Annotated in this window: 7 protein-coding genes; 3 read left to right on the top strand and 4 right to left on the bottom strand. The window is 71.7% G+C overall.

Annotated features, from left to right (window positions below):
* The first annotated feature begins 115 nt into the window (after window positions 1–115).
* Together ACIOHP_RS47295 and ACIOHP_RS47290 are read left to right on the top strand one after the other, a co-directional pair.
* Complete coding sequence (locus ACIOHP_RS47295; RefSeq protein WP_401897666.1) at window positions 116–982, top strand: helix-turn-helix domain-containing protein; 867 nt, start codon at window positions 116–118, stop codon at window positions 980–982.
* A complete protein-coding gene (locus ACIOHP_RS47290; protein ID WP_401897665.1) occupies window positions 979–1,359 on the top strand; it encodes a DUF2255 family protein in 381 nt (126 codons plus the stop codon). The genes ACIOHP_RS47295 and ACIOHP_RS47290 overlap by 4 nt, the downstream gene beginning before the upstream one ends.
* Window positions 1,360–1,461: 102 nt before the next feature.
* Here ACIOHP_RS47290 and ACIOHP_RS47285 read toward each other — a convergent pair whose 3' ends face one another.
* A complete protein-coding gene (locus tag ACIOHP_RS47285; RefSeq protein WP_401897663.1) occupies window positions 1,462–2,217 on the bottom strand; it encodes a dienelactone hydrolase family protein in 756 nt (251 codons plus the stop codon).
* Between the two features lie 238 nt (window positions 2,218–2,455).
* Here ACIOHP_RS47285 and ACIOHP_RS47280 point away from each other — a divergent pair, with 238 nt between their 5' ends.
* A complete protein-coding gene (locus ACIOHP_RS47280; protein WP_401897661.1) occupies window positions 2,456–3,760 on the top strand; it encodes a hypothetical protein in 1,305 nt (434 codons plus the stop codon).
* A gap of 65 nt (window positions 3,761–3,825) precedes the next feature.
* Here ACIOHP_RS47280 and ACIOHP_RS47275 read toward each other — a convergent pair whose 3' ends face one another.
* Genes ACIOHP_RS47275 through ACIOHP_RS47265 form a run of 3 tightly spaced genes read right to left on the bottom strand, consistent with a single transcriptional unit; the run spans window position 3,826 to window position 18,519 of the window.
* Complete coding sequence (locus ACIOHP_RS47275) at window positions 3,826–4,845, bottom strand: RICIN domain-containing protein (protein ID WP_401897658.1); 1,020 nt, start codon at window positions 4,843–4,845, stop codon at window positions 3,826–3,828.
* 40 nt (window positions 4,846–4,885) lie between these two features.
* On the bottom strand, window positions 4,886–7,573 hold the full coding sequence (locus ACIOHP_RS47270) for a right-handed parallel beta-helix repeat-containing protein (protein ID WP_401897656.1): 2,688 nt from the start codon (window positions 7,571–7,573) through the stop codon (window positions 4,886–4,888).
* On the bottom strand, window positions 7,570–18,519 hold the full coding sequence (locus ACIOHP_RS47265; RefSeq protein ID WP_401897655.1) for a hypothetical protein: 10,950 nt from the start codon (window positions 18,517–18,519) through the stop codon (window positions 7,570–7,572). The genes ACIOHP_RS47270 and ACIOHP_RS47265 overlap by 4 nt, the downstream gene beginning before the upstream one ends.
* Between the last annotated feature and the right edge of the window lie 76 nt (window positions 18,520–18,595).

The following is an 18,595-nucleotide window of genomic DNA, read 5'->3' as shown; positions in this document are numbered from 1 at the left end:
ACATCCACCATCCGTCGTCCGTCCCGTTCGCGGGAGAGGCAGGTTTCTGCCTGGGAAGGAACCTGCCCCCTCACACCTATGCCGCGCCTGCGGTGGCCGCAGCACACTGGAGAACATGAAACCGACACCCGACTCCCACCTCGGTGCCTTCCTGCGGGCCCGCCGGGCGCAGCTCGACCCGCGGGAGTGCGGTCTGCCCCCGACGGACTCCGCCCGCAGGGTCACGGGGCTGCGGCGCGAGGAGGTCGCCGCCCTCGCCGCGATCAGCGTGGACTACTACACCCGCCTCGAACAGGGCCGCGTCCGCGCTTCCGCCTCCGTGCTCAGCACCCTGGCCCGCGCCCTGCGCCTCGACGAGGACCAGCAGCGCTACCTCTACGAACTCGCCGGACGCGCCGACAAGCGGCCACGCCGCCGCCGGGCACCCCAGCGTCTGCGCCCCGCCATGCGGCGCCTGCTGGACCAGCTCACCCACACTCCCGCCCTCGTCCTCGGTAAACGCCTCGACATCCTGGCCTGGAACCAGGCCGCCGCGGCCCTCTACACCGACTTCGCCGCCCTCCCGGCCGACCAGCGCAACTATCTGCGGCTGCTCTTCACCGACCCGGCGATACGGGAGCTGCACCCGGACTGGGAGCACGACGCCCGCGACGCGGTGGCCGCCCTGCGTCTGGAGGCCGCGGCCGACACGGGCGACCCGGAACTGGCCCGCCTGGTCGGCGAACTGTCCGTCCGGGACGCCGACTTCCGCACCTGGTGGGCCGAACACCAGGTGAGCAGCGCCGCCTACGGCACCAAGCGGTACCGCCACCCTCTGGTGGGCGACCTCACGCTGGACTGCGACACCTGGGCCAGCCCCGACGGCTCCGGACAGCGCCTGATGGTCCTGACCGCCGAGACCGGCAGCCGATCCCACGACGCGCTGCGCATCCTCGCCTCCTGGACCGCGGAGGCCACCGACACCGAGGCGGTGAACCGATGACCGCCTGGACACCCGAGGACCGATCCCTGTTCTCCGAGACCTACTCCCTAGTGCTGACCGCGGGCGACTCCGAGCGCACCGGCGTGGAGGTCGGCATGGTCGTCGTCGACGGCGAACTGTATGTCCGCGCCTACCGCGGCGTCCGCTCCCGTTGGTACCGGGCCGCGCGCGAACACGGCCGCGGAACAGTCAGGGTGGGCGCCGTGAGCCGCGAGGTCCTGCTCACGGCCGGAGACGTCGAACCACCCGCCGGACTCGACGCCGCCTTCCGCACCAAGTACGGCGCGGTCGCCGACGCCCTCGTCGCGAACCCGCAGGCCCGGGCTGCGACCGTCCGCATCGACCCGGCACGCCCCGGCCTCCGGGACGGCCGCTGAGCTCCGGCCCGCCGACCGCACGAGACCGCCCGATTTCCGATGTCGGCTACGACTGTGCCGGCGCCGGTCTCGTCCGACCGGCGCCCACCGTCCCGCCCCCGCTCAGAGGACGCGGCCGAACAGGGCCAGCAGCTCCGTCCAGTGCCGTTCGGCCGCCGCCGGGTCGTAGGCGGCCGTGTCGGACTGGGTGTAGCCGTGATGCGCGCCCGCGTAGACCTCGCAGCGGTGCCGGACACCCGCGTCGGCGAAGGCCTTCTCCAGTCGGCGCACCTGTTCCTCGGGCATCGAGGGGTCCTCGTCGGCGTGCGCGAAGTACAGCTCGGCGGTGATGCGGTCGGCGAGCAGGTGAGGGCTGTCCGGCGCCTCACTGGCCAGGTCGCCGCCGTGGAATCCGGCCGCCACGGCGACCCGGTCCGGGTGAGTGCCGGCCGTGTACAGCGCGAGCCTGGCTCCCATGCAGTATCCGGTGATGCCCACGGGCCCGTCCGTGACCAGCGGCGAGTTCGCGCACCACGCCAGATAAGCCCCGGCGTCACGCTCCGTCAGCTCGGGGGTGAGCGCCTGCATCAGCGGCACGACCTTCCCCACGATGTCCGGCCGGGCCTCCATGTCGATGAACTCGGGGAGCTCGACGACCGGGGTACGTCCGTGCCGGTAGAAGACGTTCGGAACGACAACCGTGTAGCCGGCGGCCGCCAGCCGGTCGGCCATGCCCTTCAGATGCGGACGCACCCCGAAGGCGTCCTGGTACATGAGCACGCCCGGGTGGGCCTGCCCGTCGTCCGGGTGCGCCACATAGGCGTCGGCGATGCCGTCAGCGGTGACGATGTCCACGAGGGTGCCGGTCACGGAGTCCATAGGGGTGAGCCTCTCTGAGCGGGGAGCGGAAGACGAAGTGTGCAAACATGCGGGGCCGCCGCACGGCCCGTCACTCACACGTCGCTAACACCTCGCCGCAGTACCCGATTCCCGATAGCGGAGACAATTTGGACACGTGTGCATTCCGCGTAGACTCTTGCGCGTCATCACACATGTGCATGCTGCGGCCTGGATCCGGTCCATCACATGTGACCGTCGTCCCAGTGGGAGCAATACGGTGACCGAACACGACCCCGACACCGCGTCGTCCCCGACGGTCTCGCGGGCCGGCGACCGAGTCCACCTCGTCCACACCGGCGACCAGCCACCGCGGTGGCTCACCGAGCTGGCCGGGCGGCTCTCCCCCGCCCGCCCGGGCGAGGCCGTCGTGGTGGTCGGGGCGCCCTTGCACGAGGACGACGCCGAGGCGTTGAGCGCGTGGTTGACGCCGAGCCTGGACTCGATCCGGGACGCGCAGGTGCGGCTGCTGACGCTGGTGATGTCCGCGGGCGCCCACGGAGCGGGCGGGCGGCCGTCGGCGGCCAGGACGATCTGCGAACGCTGGGGGCTGGACGTCCTGGCGACGGCCGGAACCGCACTGGTCACAGCGGACGGGGCGCTGTTCTCCCCCGACCTTCCGGGCGCCTCCGGTGGCTGGTGGCACTTCTCCCCCGGCACGGACGCCCGGCGGGTGAGCAGTCATCTGCCGGTCCCGGAGTGGGAGACGGCCGTGCGGCGGGTGGGCCGGCAGACGATCGCCGGTCATGTGGTCGAGCCCGTCCCGGCCGGGCTCGCCGTCCGGCCCGCGGGCCCGGCGCCTGTCACGGCCCACACCCGGCCGCACGCCATCCCCCCGGAGCGCGACCGGCCGCAGCTGATTCTGGCCTCCCCCCAGGTCCCCGCCGCAGCCCTCGCCGTGGTGATGGCCGCCCTGCCCGAACCGGTGTGCGCGGACCTGCGGCTGCTGTCGCTCGACGGACAGCCGCTGACCCGGCTCGGGGAGGAGCTGGCGGACCTGTTGGACCGTGACGTCCAGGTGGCCGTGGGCGCCCCGGTCGGCACCGACGGGGACGCGCCGACGGGGGCCTCGGCGGGTGACGCCACGGTGGAGCTGAGCATGGTCGACGCCGGCGGCCGGCCGGTGTGGCGTCCCTTCGCCCGCACCATGGTCTGCTCACCCGCGACCGCCGGGAGGGTACGGTCCCCGCGCGTGACGGAGTCGCGGCTGCCGGCTGCCCTCTCGGGTGAGGACTGCGAGGTGGTGGTGACCCCGGCCGGCCTGTGGCTCGGCCCGCGCGGCGCCGAGCCGCCCCTTCTCGCCATGGTCCGTCTCCCCGCCCCGGAGTCCGTCGCGGTCGACCTCGGACTGCCGCACCGTCCGCTCGCCGACTGCCTGTGGGACGGTCTGGAGACCCTGCTGGGACAGCTGGAGACGGACGTGCTGGAACGTGTCGTGGTCCACGCCTACGGCGACCTCGATGCGCGGGAACGGGAGCGGTTGGCCGAGTTCTCCGCCCGGCACCGGTTCTCCATGGCGTCCTAGGCCGTCACGGACTCCGCCCGCCGAAGCGGGTGTTCATGCTTCGGCGGGCGGAGCGGGTCCAGGTGTCAGGCCGTGCGCCACTTCTGGTTCGCGGTGCCGGCGCAGGTCCACAGTTGCAGGGCCGTTCCGGCCGCGGTGCCCTTGTCCTTGGCGTCCACGCACAGATCCGGATTGACGTTGAGGACCAGGTCGTAGGAGCCCTTGAGCAGGAGCCTCTGGTTCGCGGCGCGTGCGGAGGAGCAGTTCGCCAGCCGCACCAGGGTGCCGTTGCCCGGGTTGGAGACGTCCAGGCACATCGTGCCGGCGAAGTCGCGGACGGTGCCGTCGGAGGGGAACGTCCAGCCCTGCGACGGGTCCTTGCTGTTGCAGTCGGCGAGCACCGTCTGAGTACCGGCCGCCCGTGCACCGCCCTGGGTGGCCAGGCAGCGGCTGGCGGCGAAGTTGAACAGGAACTTGCCGGTGAACCCGCTGGACGTGGAGGTGGCCTTCGGCGGCTTCGGCGTCGACTGGGTACCCGAACCCGTCGTACCGCTGCCGGTGCCGCCGCCATGAGCCGCGCCGCCGCCACCGCCGCTCCCGCTGACGGTGCCCGGTACGACGGGCGCCGCGGGCAGGACCGAACCGGCCTCCTGAGCCGACGAGCCGTCCCCCTTGGCAGCGGAGTGGTGGCCCTTGGGTTTGCCGGACGGCCGCTGGGAGGGGTGTGCGGAGCTCGCGGCGGAGGGGTGCGTCGCCACACCGGACGCCTCGTCGGTGGCCTTGACCGTGGCCGCGGCCTGCCTGGTGTCGTCGCCACCGAGCCGGGCGATCCCGGCGGCCACGCCGGTGCCCAGGACCGCCAGGCCGGTCACCCCGGCCAGTGCGATCGCCACCCGGCGGCCGGGCTTGAGGAGCCGGGCGCCGGAGAAGTAGTGGCGGCGGGCGAAGTCGGCCGCGAAGGACCGGCCGCCGGACGCCGCTCCGGCGGAGAGGCGGACCAGTGGTATCTCTTCCGCGGACCGGGTCTCGGCGGCGGGCGGTGTCGGTGCCGTACCGCTGCCACCGGCCGGTGGCAGCGGCTCCTCGGACGGGGAGGGTGTCGTCATGGGGCTCTCTCCGAATACAGCGGTCGTGGGGCGGACAGGGTCAGGGCCACTCGGGCAGGTCCTGCGGTCGCAGGGTGATCAGGTCGGTCTCGTCGGGAGCCGCCATCTCCGCCACCCGGTACGCCTGGCGCTCGGTCATGGCCTGGAAGGTCTGCCGGGCGGTACGGCCGTTGCCGAACCGCTCGCCACGGGGTGTCGCCTCGAAGTACGCGCCGAGCGCCTCGTGGGCGGGCTCCGTCAGCCGGTATTGGTGCCGCTCGGCATGGTGTTCGACGATGCTCACCAGCTCAGGGGTGTCGTAGTCCTCAAAGAGCAGGGTGCGGCTGAAGCGGGAGGCCAGGCCGGGGTTGGAGTCGATGAAGTGCTCCATCTCGTCGGGGTAGCCGGCGACGATGACCACCACCGAGTCGCGATGGTCCTCCATCAGCTTCACCAGCGTGGCGATGGCCTCGTGGCCGAAGTCGTTGGAGCCGGCGGCCGGGGTCAGCGAGTACGCCTCGTCGATGAACAGCACACCGCCCATCGCCTCCTCGAACACCCGCTGGGTCTTCGGGCCGGTGTGGCCGACGTACTCGCCGACCAGCGCGGACCGGTCGGCCTCGACGAGGTGCCCGCGGTCCAGCAGGCCGACCGCGGCGAGGATGCGGCCGTAGAGCCGGGCGACGGTCGTCTTGCCGGTGCCGGGGTTGCCGGCGAAGACCAGGTGCCGGCTGAGCGGGGGTGCCGCGAGTCCCGCCTCCTCGCGGCGCCTGACCATCCGCATGAGTTTCACCAGCGACGACACGTCGTTCTTGACTCGCTCCAGGCCGACGAGCACGTCCAGTTCGGCGAGCAGGTCCTCAAGGCTCTCCTCGGGGACCGTCTCCTCGCCGTCGGCAGACGCGGCGGCACCGTCGGCGGAGCCGCCCGCCGTGCTCCGCGTTCCCGCCGCCGAGGTGGCCGGGACGCCCGCGGGGAGTCCCGCGGCGGTGCCGGGGGCGGGCCACACCGCGTTCTTGACGTCCCGTGAGACACAGCCGTCCACGTCGGGGCGGGCGCCCTCGTCGACGCTGAGGTCCTCCTCGCAGTCCGTCACCAGCAGGTGGCGCAGCACGGGGTGCGCGTCGCCGCCGACGTGGACGGCCGGGTAGGCGGTGGCCGACAGCACGCAGTCCTCGTAGCGGCCCTTTCCGCCCTCGTCGACGAACAGGCCGTTCTTGCCGGTGTCCTTCACGGTCGTGCGCAGCACCGTCGGATCGCCGTCGCGGGCCACTACGAGCCCGGAGCCCGCGGTGCCGGAGACCGCGCAGTCGCGCAGCACCGGCGACGCCTTCTCGGCGACGACGATCCCGGCGGTGCCCGCGCCGCTGACCCGGCAGTCGGTGAACTCCGGGGCGCCGTCGGGGCCGCAGGTGAGTCCGGCGCGTTCGACGTCGACGATCCGGGCGTCCTTGATCCGGACCTCGCCCTGGGACTGGGCGGTGACGCCGTTGCGGCTGCGGCGTACCGTCACGCCGTCGACGGTGGCCGCCGCGTACCCGTCCAGGTGCAGGCCGGACAGGCCGCAGCCGGTGAGCCGGCAGTCCTCCGCCGTCAGCCGGCCGCGCTCGGTGACGCCTATGCCGTGCTCCGGGGTGTCCTCCACCCGCAGCGCGGCGAGTTCGGCGGTGGCCTCGCCCGCGACGTGGACGGCGCTGTAGGAGGTGTCGCGCACGGCGCCGCCGGTGACCCGCACTTCGGCCCGCTCGCCAACGAGGATGCCGTTGCCCTCCGCGCCCCGCACGGTGGTGTCGGCGACGAGCGCCCGGGCCGAGCCGCGCACCACTACCGCGGAGGCGCCGGAGTCGTTGATCCGGCAGTCGACCAGCTCCAGGCGGGCGTTGCCGTCGGCGGAGACACCGGCCGCCGCGCTGTCGCGGACGGAGCACGTCGACACCAGGACGTCCCCGGAGCCGGCGGCGAGGATTCCGGCGGCACCGGCACCGGTCACCTCACCTCCGGTGATGCGCACCCCGCCGCTCTCGTCGTCCTCGGTACGGGGTGCGGAGCCCAGCACGCGGACGGCCTCGGCCGCGGCGTCCTTGAGCCGGCACTCGTCCAGCACGACAGCCGCCCGCTCCTCGACGAGCAGGCCGTTGCGGCCCGGCTTGTCGACGGCGCAGCGCCGCAGCACGGCCGTGGCCTCGCCGCGGACCCGGACTCCGGAGCCGCCGACCGCGCGCACCGTCGAGTCCGTCAGGTGCGCGGTGGCGGCACCGGAGACGACGACACCGGTGCCCTCGATGCCGGTGACGAGGGTGTCGGTCAGCCACAGCGCGCCGGTGGTGTCGGCGTGGACACCGGCCAGGGCGGCTTCCCGGATCACGCTGCGGGTGATCCGCAGGGAGGCCGCGCGCACGGCCTCGACCCGGCCGCCGGCTATGTCGCAGTCCCGCAGTTCGGCGGTGCCCGCCGTCACCAGCACCAGCGGCCGGGACGGGTCCGCGCCCAGCACGGTGAGGCCGTGCAGCGTCGCGGAGGCGGACAGTTCCAGCGCCGGCAGTCCCGGCTCGACCGGCGTCAGCCGTACCGTGCCGGGGCCCTCCTCGGCGACCAGCGTCACCGCCCGGTCGACCAGCAGGCGTTCGGCGTACTCGCCCGGGGCGATCCGGATCTCGTCCTCGCTGTCCGCCGCCCGCACCGCGTCGGCGAGGGTGCGGAACGCGCCCCGGCGCGCGTTCGGCCGTACGTGATGGATGGCGGGGCTCACCGTCCGGTTCCCTCCGTGGGTGCGGGGTGGCCGGGCTCGACGAACCCGGGGTTGGTCACGTAGGGGCCGACCGCGCGGCCCGCGTCCAGCCGCTGAGCGCCGCGGATGTGGCGGCCGTCCACCCCGCCCGGGTAGAGCACCTCGGCGCGCTCGGGGTGCGCAGCGGCCAGGTCGAGCGTCGCGTCGACGTCGACTCCGCCGGGCGCGGCGATGTCGTACCGCCAGCCGTAGCGGCCCAGCAGTTCGGCCGCGTCCCCGGCGGCGGTGGCCTGCTCCCGCAGCCAGCCGATCTTCCGGGTGGCGGTGAGCCAGGCGCTGTCCGGGGCCCCGCCGTCGCCGACGTGGGCCGCGACGTGGACCAGGTGGCCGCCCGGCGGGCGCAGTCCGTCGGCGAAGACGGCGGCCGGGTGCTCCGCCCCCGCGCCCGCGAACACGTACAGCTCCTCGTCGTCCGCGCGCCAGTGCAGGCCGGCGCTCCAGGGCGCGGCCGCGAGCGCCGGTACGAGGGGTCCGGGCGCCTGGGTTGCGAAGCGCGCGGGTGTCGTGGCGGCGCCGGGTGCCGCCGACGTCGGCAGCCTCAGGGGCGTGACGGCCACCGGCCCGCTCTGTCCGGGCAGCTGCCAGTGCCAGGCGCCGACACCTCCGTCAGCGGCCGGCGGCACGAAGACACCGCGCAGTCCGAGCGCGGCGTTCTCGATCGCGTACGCGGACGTGTGCGGTGTGTCGCCGTTGTGGCCCCACATCGTCCAGCGTCCGGTGTGCACCAGGGCGTCCGGGTACCGCTGCCGGACGGCCTCGAACGCCTCGGTCAGGTCCGTGTGTGCCGTTCCGGCCGTCTCAGGTGCCCTGACCGGCACGGACTCCTCCTCGACAGTGACATGTGTTCCGGTGGCGACCTTACCTCGGGCAGGTGTCGGTGTCCCGACCAAGGTGTGCGCTGTGAACACGTAGTCCGGCGCGATGGCACCGGTGTGTGCTGACACAAGTGTGCCATCCCGGGTGGGTTTCTCCGGCGTGAGGACGGTCGGCCGGGCCGCGCCGGGTTCGATTGTCTCGACGCTGAAGCCGTGCCCCGCCTCCTGCGCCTCGGCGAAATCGTGCTGCATGGCGGACTGTGGGCGGACGTCGCCCTCGGCCACGGCCACTCGTACGGTGGGGCCGTCCGGGAACGGTGGCAGGAGAGCGCGGCCGCCTTCCTCGGTCAGGAGCAGCCCTCCGTTCACTCTCCGGACGAGGCCCTTGCCCTCCAGGTCCTTGGAGACCTTGTCGTAGGCGCGCTTGCTGAGGCCGAAGGTCCTGCCCGCCTCGGTCGGTGTGTTGAGATCGCCGTGCTCGACGAGGCCCCGGGCCACCGACACCAGATCGGGGGTGGTCCTGTCCGCGAAGAGCGGGGACAGGACCGTGTGCAGACGAGTGCCCTCGGCGTCGGGGAGCGGGGCCCCAGTGCTCTGTACGGCGGGGGCCTTGGATTTGGATGCCTTGGGTCCGGCGGTCTTGGGACCGGCCCCTCCCTTGGCACTCGCCCCCTTCGCCCCGGAGGACTTCGCGGCGGATGCGTGGTCCGTGCCCTGCCAGTTCGTGAGTTGCGCCTCGATGTGCCGGACGAGCGCCGTCCGCTCTTTCAGCAACTTCGTCGCCAGGTCCCGCCGTTCGCCTGTCGAGCCTTCCTGGAACGCCTTCGTCAGGTCGACCGACTGCTGGGCGTGCGCCTTCGCCTCCTTGAGGTGGTCCTTGGCCTTGCCGTCATGGCCGGTCGCCTTGCTGTTGTCGGCCTGGCGCAACGCGTCGGACGCCATGTCGTGCTGCTTGCCCGCGGCGCGGGCGACGGGGTCGATCGTGCCGTCGGGGAGATAGCGCCCGTCACCGTGCTCGTTGACGACGCGCAGGGGCTGCGGCATCCCGTGGGCGGCCATGGCGTTCATCGGCGTGATGGGCAGACCCGAGCCGAACTTGGCCTCGGGCCGGAACAGCTGGGAGACGACCTTGCCCAGCCCGTCCGTGTCGAATCCGAGGACATGGGCGGGGAAGGCGCCCCCAATACTGTCCACTTCTCTGATGACCGACAGCGCGAGCGCCTCGACCACGTGCTGCCCGTGGAAGACCTCCTGCTCGAAGGTGACGGTCCGGGACGCGCCGCCGTTCTGCGGATAGGTGTGGGTCCACTGGGCCCGCTTGCCGATGCCGGTGAAGCCCTCGTCGTACTGGCCGGTCCTGAACACCTTCGCACCGGGTGCCTGGGTCGGCGCCATCTTCTCGTTCAGGGACAGTTCCCGCATCGTCTGCCGGTCCAGCGGGTGCAGCTGGTCGTGGAGCGACACCCAGCCGCCGTGCTCTTCGAGCACCTTCGCGTCGAAGACCAGAGTGGTCGGTCCGTAGCGGCTGGCCATGGCCCCGTCCCCTACCTCCATGCGGAAGAAGACGAAGTCGTCGTTGCCGAGATTGGTGGTGTTGTTCGCCGAGCTCTTGCCGGAGGCGAGGTGTTGGACGTTCCGGCGGGCCAGGTCGCCTTGTGACGACATCACACCGCTGTTGGCGATGGCGTGGTAGGCCGGGGTGGCGTGCTTGATCCGGTACGGCAGATCCAGCAGACGCTGCTTCAGGGCGCGGAAGGCCTCCTGCCGCTCGGGCGGCATCCTCTCGACGAGGGTGTCGAACTCCTGGCGAAGGTTCTCGATGTTCTTCTGCGACAGCTTCCGGACGAACGCCTCCTGCTGTGCGATCCCCTCGCGCAGGCTCTTCAGCTCGGGCCGGGAGAGCTCGTGGGTGGGCGGCGTCTGCCGGGACGTCAGCTTGTCGATGTCCCCGAAGACGGCCTCCCACCGGCCTTCGCTGCCGGGCAGCACCGCCTGCCACTGCGTCCCGGTCGGGACGTCGGCGTACGCCTTGCCGGCGCGGAAGTCCCGGAGCCAGCGCGTGGCCCCGTTGCGCAGACCCTCGGCCGCCTTGTGGGTGTCGAAGGGTTCCATGAGCCGTACAGCCGTGTCGGGACCGGCCTTGCCGAGGGCGTCGTCCGCGAGGTCGACGAGGTGACCGGCCGCGAGGGCCAGGGGCCCGTGCGTGTTGCGCAGGGCGTAGACGCCCCCGTGCGGAGCGGCGTCCGTGATGAAGCCGTCGAGCATGGCGTGGAGTCGGCCGACGGACGCACGCAACTGGTTCGCATGGGCCTGGACGTCGGCCGGCGTCGCCTTGCTGCCGCCCGCCAGTTCCCCTTCCAGCTTCGCGGCCTGCACACGTATGTGCTTCGCCTGGTCCTCGACGTCCTTGCCGGTCCACAGGACCTGATCCGGGCGGGCGTCGGGACCGTCGAGTGCGTGCCGCGCGCTGATGTCGAGTGCGCGGGCGTGTTGCTGCAAACGCGCGGCGTGCTCGACGTCGGCGACACCGGCGAACGTGTCGACGAGACGGCTCAGTTCCTGCTGGGAGTGTGCGCCCGCGCGGACGACGTCGTCCACCGCGCCGTCCAGGGCGCGCCAGGCCTGCGCCACTTTCGCGTCGGCCGCGTCGAGCTCGGCCTTCTTCGCGTCGAACTTGGCCTGCTGCGTCTGGTAGTTCTTCTCCTCCGACTCGGCTTCCTTCTGTGCCTTCTGGTACTGCCTGGTCTGCTGTTTGGTCGGCTCGGAGAGCTGGTCGTACTCGGACTTAAGGGCCTCGAACTTCTCCCTGGCGGCCTGCGATTTGGCCAGTGCGCCGTCCCGGGCGACGGTGGCGTCCTCCAGCCGCACCTTCGCCGACGGCACCTGGCCGGTCACCTTGATGTGCTCGGCCAGCAGGTTGTCCAGGGCGTGCGGCTCGCCCGCGCGGTGCGGGGCCGGCTGATGTCCACCGGCGACCGCGCGCGGACGCTCCTTGACACTCCGGGTGTACAGGGCGGACAGGTCCCGGTCGATACGGCCGGGATCGAGACCCAGTCGCGCCAGGTCCTGCTTCGCCGAGTCGAGATGGGCGTTCGCAGCGACCTTGTCCTGCTGGATCTTCACCTCGTGCGCGCTCGGCCCGCTCGACCCGCCGGCATGGGGCTGATCGCTTCGCGCCTGCCCTGCGAGCCGGCTCACCTCGTAACGAGCCTGTGTGAGCTTCCCCCAGGCCGCCACCCGCTCGTCGTACAGCGGATGCCGAGGCCCACCGAACAACGCGTCGACGCGTTGGGCGTCCGCGTTCCACAGGCGGGCGACATCACCTGCCGTCAGCCGTTCGACCGACGACAACCCGACACCGCGAACGGCATGCGCCAAGGCGTCCAGCTCGAAGCCGACCTGGATCTTCAGCAGTTCCACCCCGGGTATCCGCTGTGGATCGGGCTCACCGGCGAGGTACCGCTGGGCCTTCGCGTCGAGTTCCCGCAGCACGTTCACGCGCCCCGCGACGTCCGGCTCCGGCACCGCCTGGTACTCGTGCAACAGCTCGTCCAGGACTCGGATCTCCGACCAGGACCGGACGCCGGTCAGCGTGGACGTCTGCTGCTTGAAGACGGCGGGGTCCAGCATGTCGGGCTGCCGTCCACCCATCCCCACGGCCGGTCGCTCGACCCGCCCGGGCCCGGCGTCCGGCCCGGCGGTCTCGGTCCCGCTCCGGGACCCATCTGACGCGGCGTGACCGCCGGGCGTGGCCTGCACGTCGGGCTGGGTGGGGCCGCCAGGCGCGGCCCGTACGTCGGGCGCGGCCTGGGTGTCAGGCAAAGTGCGGGCGGGGGGCACCTCGTGGGCCTCGGCCGCCACAGCCCGCTCCGGCACCTGCCCTTCGGAGACGTCGGCCTTCGCCACGACGGACTCGGAGCCCTTGACGCCAGGCGTCTGGGACGGCGTGGCCTCGGCTGCCGCCGCCTTCGGCTCCGCGCCCGCCGTCCCGGTGGCCTTCGGCTCCGCGCCCGCCGTCCCAGCAGCCTTCGGCTCCGCCACCACCGTCCCGGTGGTCTTCGGCTCGGGCAGTTGGACGTCGGCGATCGGGCGGCTCTCGCCCGTCCCCGGCGCCGCCTTCACCCGCACGTCAGGCGCCGGCACCCGCGCGTCACCGGGCACCGCCGCCCCGGCCTTCGCGGCGGGTGCCTTGGGTTTGCCGGAGGTCTTCGGGACCGAGACCTTCGCGTCGGAGACCTGGGACGGCCTGGGAGCCTTCGCGGCACCGTCCTTCGGGGCCTTCGGCGCGCCCTCCTTGGGGCCCGCGCCCTTCGGCTTGGGCGCGTCCCCCGTGCCGGACCTGTCACCGTGGAGTCTCTTGACCTCCGCCTTCCAGTCGCTCTGGAGGTGCTCGATCTTCCCGAGGAGCGATTCCCGCTTCTCGAGGAGGCGTTCGATCAGTTCCTGGCGTTCCGGGTTCTCGAGCTTCCACCCCTGGGTCAGCTCGATGGACTTCTCGATGGAAGCCTTCGCTTCCTTCAAATGGGCGTCGATCTTCACGGTGTTGTTCTCCTGCACACCGTGCTCGGCCGACCGGAACGCGTCCTCCGCGGTGTCGGCGTGCTTTCCGGACCACCGCCCGATCGGATCCATCGTGCCGTCGGAGAAGTACCGGCCGTCGCCGTCCGGATCGTGCACATGCAGGGGTTCCGGGCCGACACCCAGAAGGCTCCGCTCACCCTGCGCGAGCCCGTCCACGGCTTTCGGCGTGATCGGAAGACCCGATCCGAACTTCGCCTCCGGACGGAACAGCTTCGACACCAGACGCCCGAGATCGTCCGCCGACATCTTCAGCGCGAGTTCCGTGTAGTCGGTACCCATGAGAATGACCTCGCGCACCACCGACAGCGCGAGCGCGTCGGTCACGTGCTCGCCGTGGAACACCTCTTCCTCAAAGGTGACCGTCCGCGTCAGATCGCCGTTCTGCGGATACTTGTACGTCCATTGCGCGTGCTCGCCGATCTTCTCGAAACCCGAGTCGTACTGCGCGCTGCGGAACACCTTGGACGTCGAGGCGTCCCCCGGCGCCGCGCCCTTCTGCTTCACTTCCAGCTTCTGCATCGCCGGACGGTCCAACGGGTGCAACTGGTCGTGCAGGGAGACCCAACCCCTGTGCTCCTTCAAGACCTTCGCGTCGAAGACCAGAGTGGTCGGGCCGTAGCGGGTCGCCATCGGCGCATCGCCGACGTCCATCCGGAAGAACACGAAGTCGTCGTTGCCGAGACTCGACGTGTTCTTCACCGAACTCTTCCCGGACGCCAGGAATTTGACGTCCCGGCGGGCCAGGTCACCTTGGGAGGACATCAGACCGCTGTTCGCGATCGCGTGATACGCGGGCGTCGCGTGCTTGATCCGGTAGTCCAGGCCCTTCAGATTCGCCAGCAGCCCGCGCAGGTCCTGTTCCCGGCCGGGGTGCTGCTTCATCAGCCCCTCGACCTCGGACTCCAGTTTCGTCAGGTTCCTCTCCGAGAGATCCCGGACGAACTTCTGCTGCTGTTCGGGGGTCAGCTTGTCCAGGCTGCCGTACAGCTTCCGCCAGTCCTCGTCCCGCCCCGGCAGCACGGTCTTCCACTGCGTCCCCGTGGGGACGTCCCCGTAGGCCTTGTCCGAGCGGAACTTCCGCACCGCCTGCCCCAGTTCGTGGAAGCCGGCCAGGGCCTTCTCCGTACTGAAGACACCGTCGACTCGCACCATGTCGCCCGGTACGGCGTTCTCGAGCGCGTCTTCCACACGTTGCGCGAGCTTGCCCGCCGTGAACGACAGCGGTCCGTGCTCCGCGCGCAGTCCGTAGACACCGCCCACCGAAGCGGCGTCCTTGATGAACGCCTTCTCCAGCATCGCCCCGAGGCTGTCCGCGGACTGCCGCAGGCCCAGCGCGGCGTCCTTGAGCTCCGCCGACACCTTCACCTCGACGAAGTCCATGGGGCTGGACTTCGGTACCGGCCCGAGCAGCTTCTCCAGGTCCTTGGCCTGCGCCAGCACCTGCCCGGCGTGCTGCTTCACCTGCTGGCCCGTCACCGCGATCTGGTCCCAGCGGACCGGGCCGCCCGTGCCCGAGTCGGCCCGCGTCAGACGGGTGAGCTCCTCCGCGTGCGTCCGCAACACACCGGCCAGGCCCAGATGTCCCTCAGCGGCGAACTTCTCGACATACCGCTGCACATCCCGCTGGGTGAGGTCACGGGCTGCCACATGGAGATCCGCGCCGGCGGCCAGATCGTCCTCGGCCTTCTTCAACGCGTCCTGGGCCTTCTTCAGCTCGGTCAGGGCGGTGTCGAGACCCGGCTTGACCTTGTCCACGTCGGCCTGGGCCTTGTCGAGGTCCTTCTTCGCCTTCTGGAGCGCACGCTCGTTGGTGCCCGGAGGCAGTTGGTCGAACTTCTCCTGCTGCTGCTTGAGCTTGACGGTCTTCGCGTCGTAGGAGCTCTGTGCCTGGGCCGCCGCCGACTCGGCTTTCGGCATGCCCTTCACGGCCGCCTGATGTTCCGTCATCAGGTCTTCCAACTTGGGCGACTTGCCCGCCGCGTGCGACGCCGCCGTTCCCTGCACACCGGCGCCGTCCAGCCGCGGACGGTCCTTCAGGCTCTGGCTGTGCAGGTCCCACAGCCGCCGGTCCATGTGTGCACTGTCGACGCCCAGTTCGTCCAGCTGGCGGCCCAGGTCGTCGAGGTTCGCCTGCGCCGCGGACAGCTCCTGCCGGAGCTTCAGCTCGTGCGCGCTCGGCCCGCTCGATCCCCCGGCGTGCGGCTGGTCCCCCCGCACCTGCCTCTGGAGCCGACCGACGTCGTAGCGCGCTTGGGTGAACTCCCGCCACAGCTGCCGGCGATCGCCGCTCAGCGGATCGTGCGGGCCGCCGAACAACGCGTCGACGCGCTCCCCGTCCAGCCCCCAGAACCGTTCGATCTCACGGGGCGAGAACGGCAGGGACGTGCCGAGCGGGGCGGGAGCGGCGCCATTCTTCGTGCCGAATCCCGTACCGTCCTCGGCGGCCTTGCCGGCCGCCCCGGCCCCGTCGCCGGACGGCGCGCCGGCCATCCGGCTCGGGCGCGGCCCGGGGATGCCCAGCGCGTCGAGGTGGCCCTCGATCGTCTCGACGTCCATGCCGAGCCGGACCATCGTGCCCTCGGCGATGTCGACGGCGCCTTCGGCGTGCTGGAGGTCGAGTTTGGCGGCGGCCTGGTCGATGGTCTCGGAGGGCTGCCCGATCCTGCCGCCCGTCTCGTCGAGCCGGCGCTTGGCGTCGGCGACGGCGGCGCTCGCCACCTCGTACTCGTTCCAGGCGATCAGCCGCTCCTGGCCGGTCTTGCCCATGGCGCCGCCGGTCACCGCCTCGAACTTGCTCAGCGGCGCGGGCCTGCCACCGCCCGTGTGCGGGCCCGGCTTCGGCACGGGGCTGGGGGTCGGGCGCAGCGCGATGTGCTCGCCGACCACGACCGCGCCCGAACCGTCGTCCAGCGCGCGCCCGGCACCGGTCAGGTCTGCGCCGGGTCCGGTCTTGGGGTGGCTCGCGGCGGCCGCGCCCGCGGTGTCGCCGGTGCCCTCCCGCTGACCGAGGAGGTCCAGGTCCGCACGGGCCGACACCCCGAGCTGGTCGCCCTGCGCGGTGACCGAGAGGGACACGGGTTCCTCGGCAGGCTTCTCCGCGGCGCCCGCGCCCTTGCCGCCGGACAGACCGTCGAGGTCCCGTACGCCCGTCGTGACGTCCCCGGCGGACCTCCCGGCCGTACCACCGCCCTTGACGGCCCCCGTCGACGGGCCGCCCACCGAACCGGCCCTGACGTCGACGCCGACGCCGACCGGGGACGCTCCGACGGAACCCGCCTTGCCCTCGGCACCGGACGACGTGACAGCCCCGCCCGCCTTGACCTCCACGCCGTGCGACGACAGGGCGGCACCCGCCTGGACATCGACCGCCGGCGCCTTGACGTCCGTCGACAGTGGTGTGCTCCCGAGCGCGCCCGCCTTCGGATCCACCGTCGCCGCCGACGTGTTCAGCGACCCCGCCTTCACATCGGACGTGACCGCGGCCGTCGGCGCCGCGCCCGCCTTGGCGTCCGTCGTCACATGGCCGGTCGTCACGTCCGTCACGTGGCCGGTCGTCACGGTGGGAGGCGCGGTCTGGAAACCGGGGGCGGCTCCGTGGGCCGCCATGATGTCGGCGGTGCCGATCGCCTGGTGGACCTCGGGGGCGACGACGACCTGCTTGCCCTCGCCGTTGGTGACGGCCGTGCCGCGGTAGTCGACGTGCAGTGTGGTCGGCGTACCGCTCTGGGCGCCGACCTGCATGCTGATGCCGTCGTGCGTCATCCGGATGCCGGAGATGTCGCCGTCCACGATGCTGCGCAGCTCCGGCATGCCGAGCGCGTGGAAGTCCTCGACGTGTCCGGTGGCGACGCGGACCGAGGACATGGCGTCGCCGAACGACGCGTGCAGACCGGTGCCGGAGGGCGTCAGGTCGCCCCGGAGGGCGTGCAGGCCGGTGGAACCGAGGTCGGAGAGCTGGTGTGCGCCGGCGAGGCCGGTGCCGCCCAGGTTCGTGGGCAGTGGTTCCAGCAGTCCGGCGGTGGTGCGCTGGAAGCCGGTGGCGTGGTCGAAGGCGGTCAGATGGTCGGTGGAGTGCAGGCCGCCGGTGTTCGCCATGAGGTTGCCGACGGAGTTGGAGTGGCCCGCCCCGTCGAGGGAGTGCAGGGAGGTGAGGCCGGAGTTGATCCCGCCGATGTCGGTGCCGAGGCTGATGCCGTGCAGACCGCCGAACTGCGCGTCGATGCCGGTGTTGAGGCCGTGCAGTCCGCCGGGGGTGAAGCCCGACGGGGTGCCGTGGCCGAAGCCGTCGAAGGAGACTCCGGTCGGCAGTCCGGTGAGTCCGCCGTGTCCGCCGGTGAGGGCGCCGATGTGCAGGCCGCCGCCGAGGGCCGTCTGCGGCAGGTGTGCGGTGGGGGTCAGCAGCCGGGTACCGAAGCCCATCTTGAAGGCGCCCTTGAAGCCGACGGCGAGTTCGAAGAAGTCCACCGGCAGCACGGCGCCGAGCACGAGACGTCCGCCGAAGCTGATGGGGTAGACGGCCACCTTCCCGAGCGTGGTGTTGATACCGGCGGTGGCGACATGGAAGTCGGTGCGGAAGGTGTTGGCGAGCAGCTTCAGACCGGAGACGGTGACCTTGGCGCCCTTCACCGCCAGGTCGGCCAGTCCGTTCAGGCCGCGCAGGACGAGCCCCGGCAGTGCCGTCACCCCGCTGTAGATGCCCTTGAAGGTGATGCCGGCGGTGAAGAGGTGGGTCAGGCCGCCACCGATGTCGGTCAGGCCCGCGGAGAGCGACTTGGGCAGGTTCTTCAGCGCGTTGAACAGCCCCTTGGCCAGCGCGCCGACGTTGAGGCCCTTGGTGGAGGGGAAGAGGATGCCGACGAAGGCGAGCACGACGTCCAGGGCGCTCGCCTTGCCCTGGGCGAAGTCGACGAGCGAACTGATGAACATGACCATGCCGAGGCCGAAGGCGAGCAGCCCGATCCAGCCGCCGAAGATGGCACCCACGATGGCCAGGATGATCTCCAGGATGCCCAGGCTCTTCAGGAACAGGTGCCAGGCGTCGATCGGCTGCCGGATCTCGTGCTCGGCGTCCCGCATCCGCTGCTCGAACGCCTTGACCGCGCTGCGGTACTCGTCCTGCGCGGTGTGCGCCTGGGCCTTGTGGGCGGTCAGCTGAGGGTCGTCCTTGGACAGCCCCTGCGCCCCCGACAGGGCCTGGTCGGCCTTGAACTGGGCGTCCACGAGCGCGTTCCGATAGGCCATGGCAGCGTCGGCCGCGAGGGAGAAGGACTTGCCGATGGCGTCGATGAACTGCTTGAGGTGTCCGTCGATCTTCTCGCGCACCGCCCCGGCGGTCTTGCCGATGAAACCGTCGCCCGACTGGTCGAGTATGCGGTTCAGGCCGCTGGTGATCTCCTCACCCAGGTGCTCGGTGTCCCGCAGACCTTGGTACAGGGACGACAGGGTGTCCGGATCTCCAGGTGTGGGGTCGCCGTGCATACCCAGCGCACTCCAGTCCTGCGGCCGACCCATGTGTACCCTCCGTACCGTCGAACACCCCCTTGGCGCATTGTGCGTCGGGGTGGTTGGTTCACATGTATCTCTTCAT

It is taken from the genome of Streptomyces sp. NPDC087859, from assembly GCF_044742595.1.
Taxonomy (GTDB): Bacteria; Actinomycetota; Actinomycetes; order Streptomycetales; family Streptomycetaceae; genus Streptomyces; species Streptomyces canus_F.
Note: the sequence above shows the minus strand (reverse complement) of the source record. Positions and strands in the feature narration are given on the sequence as shown.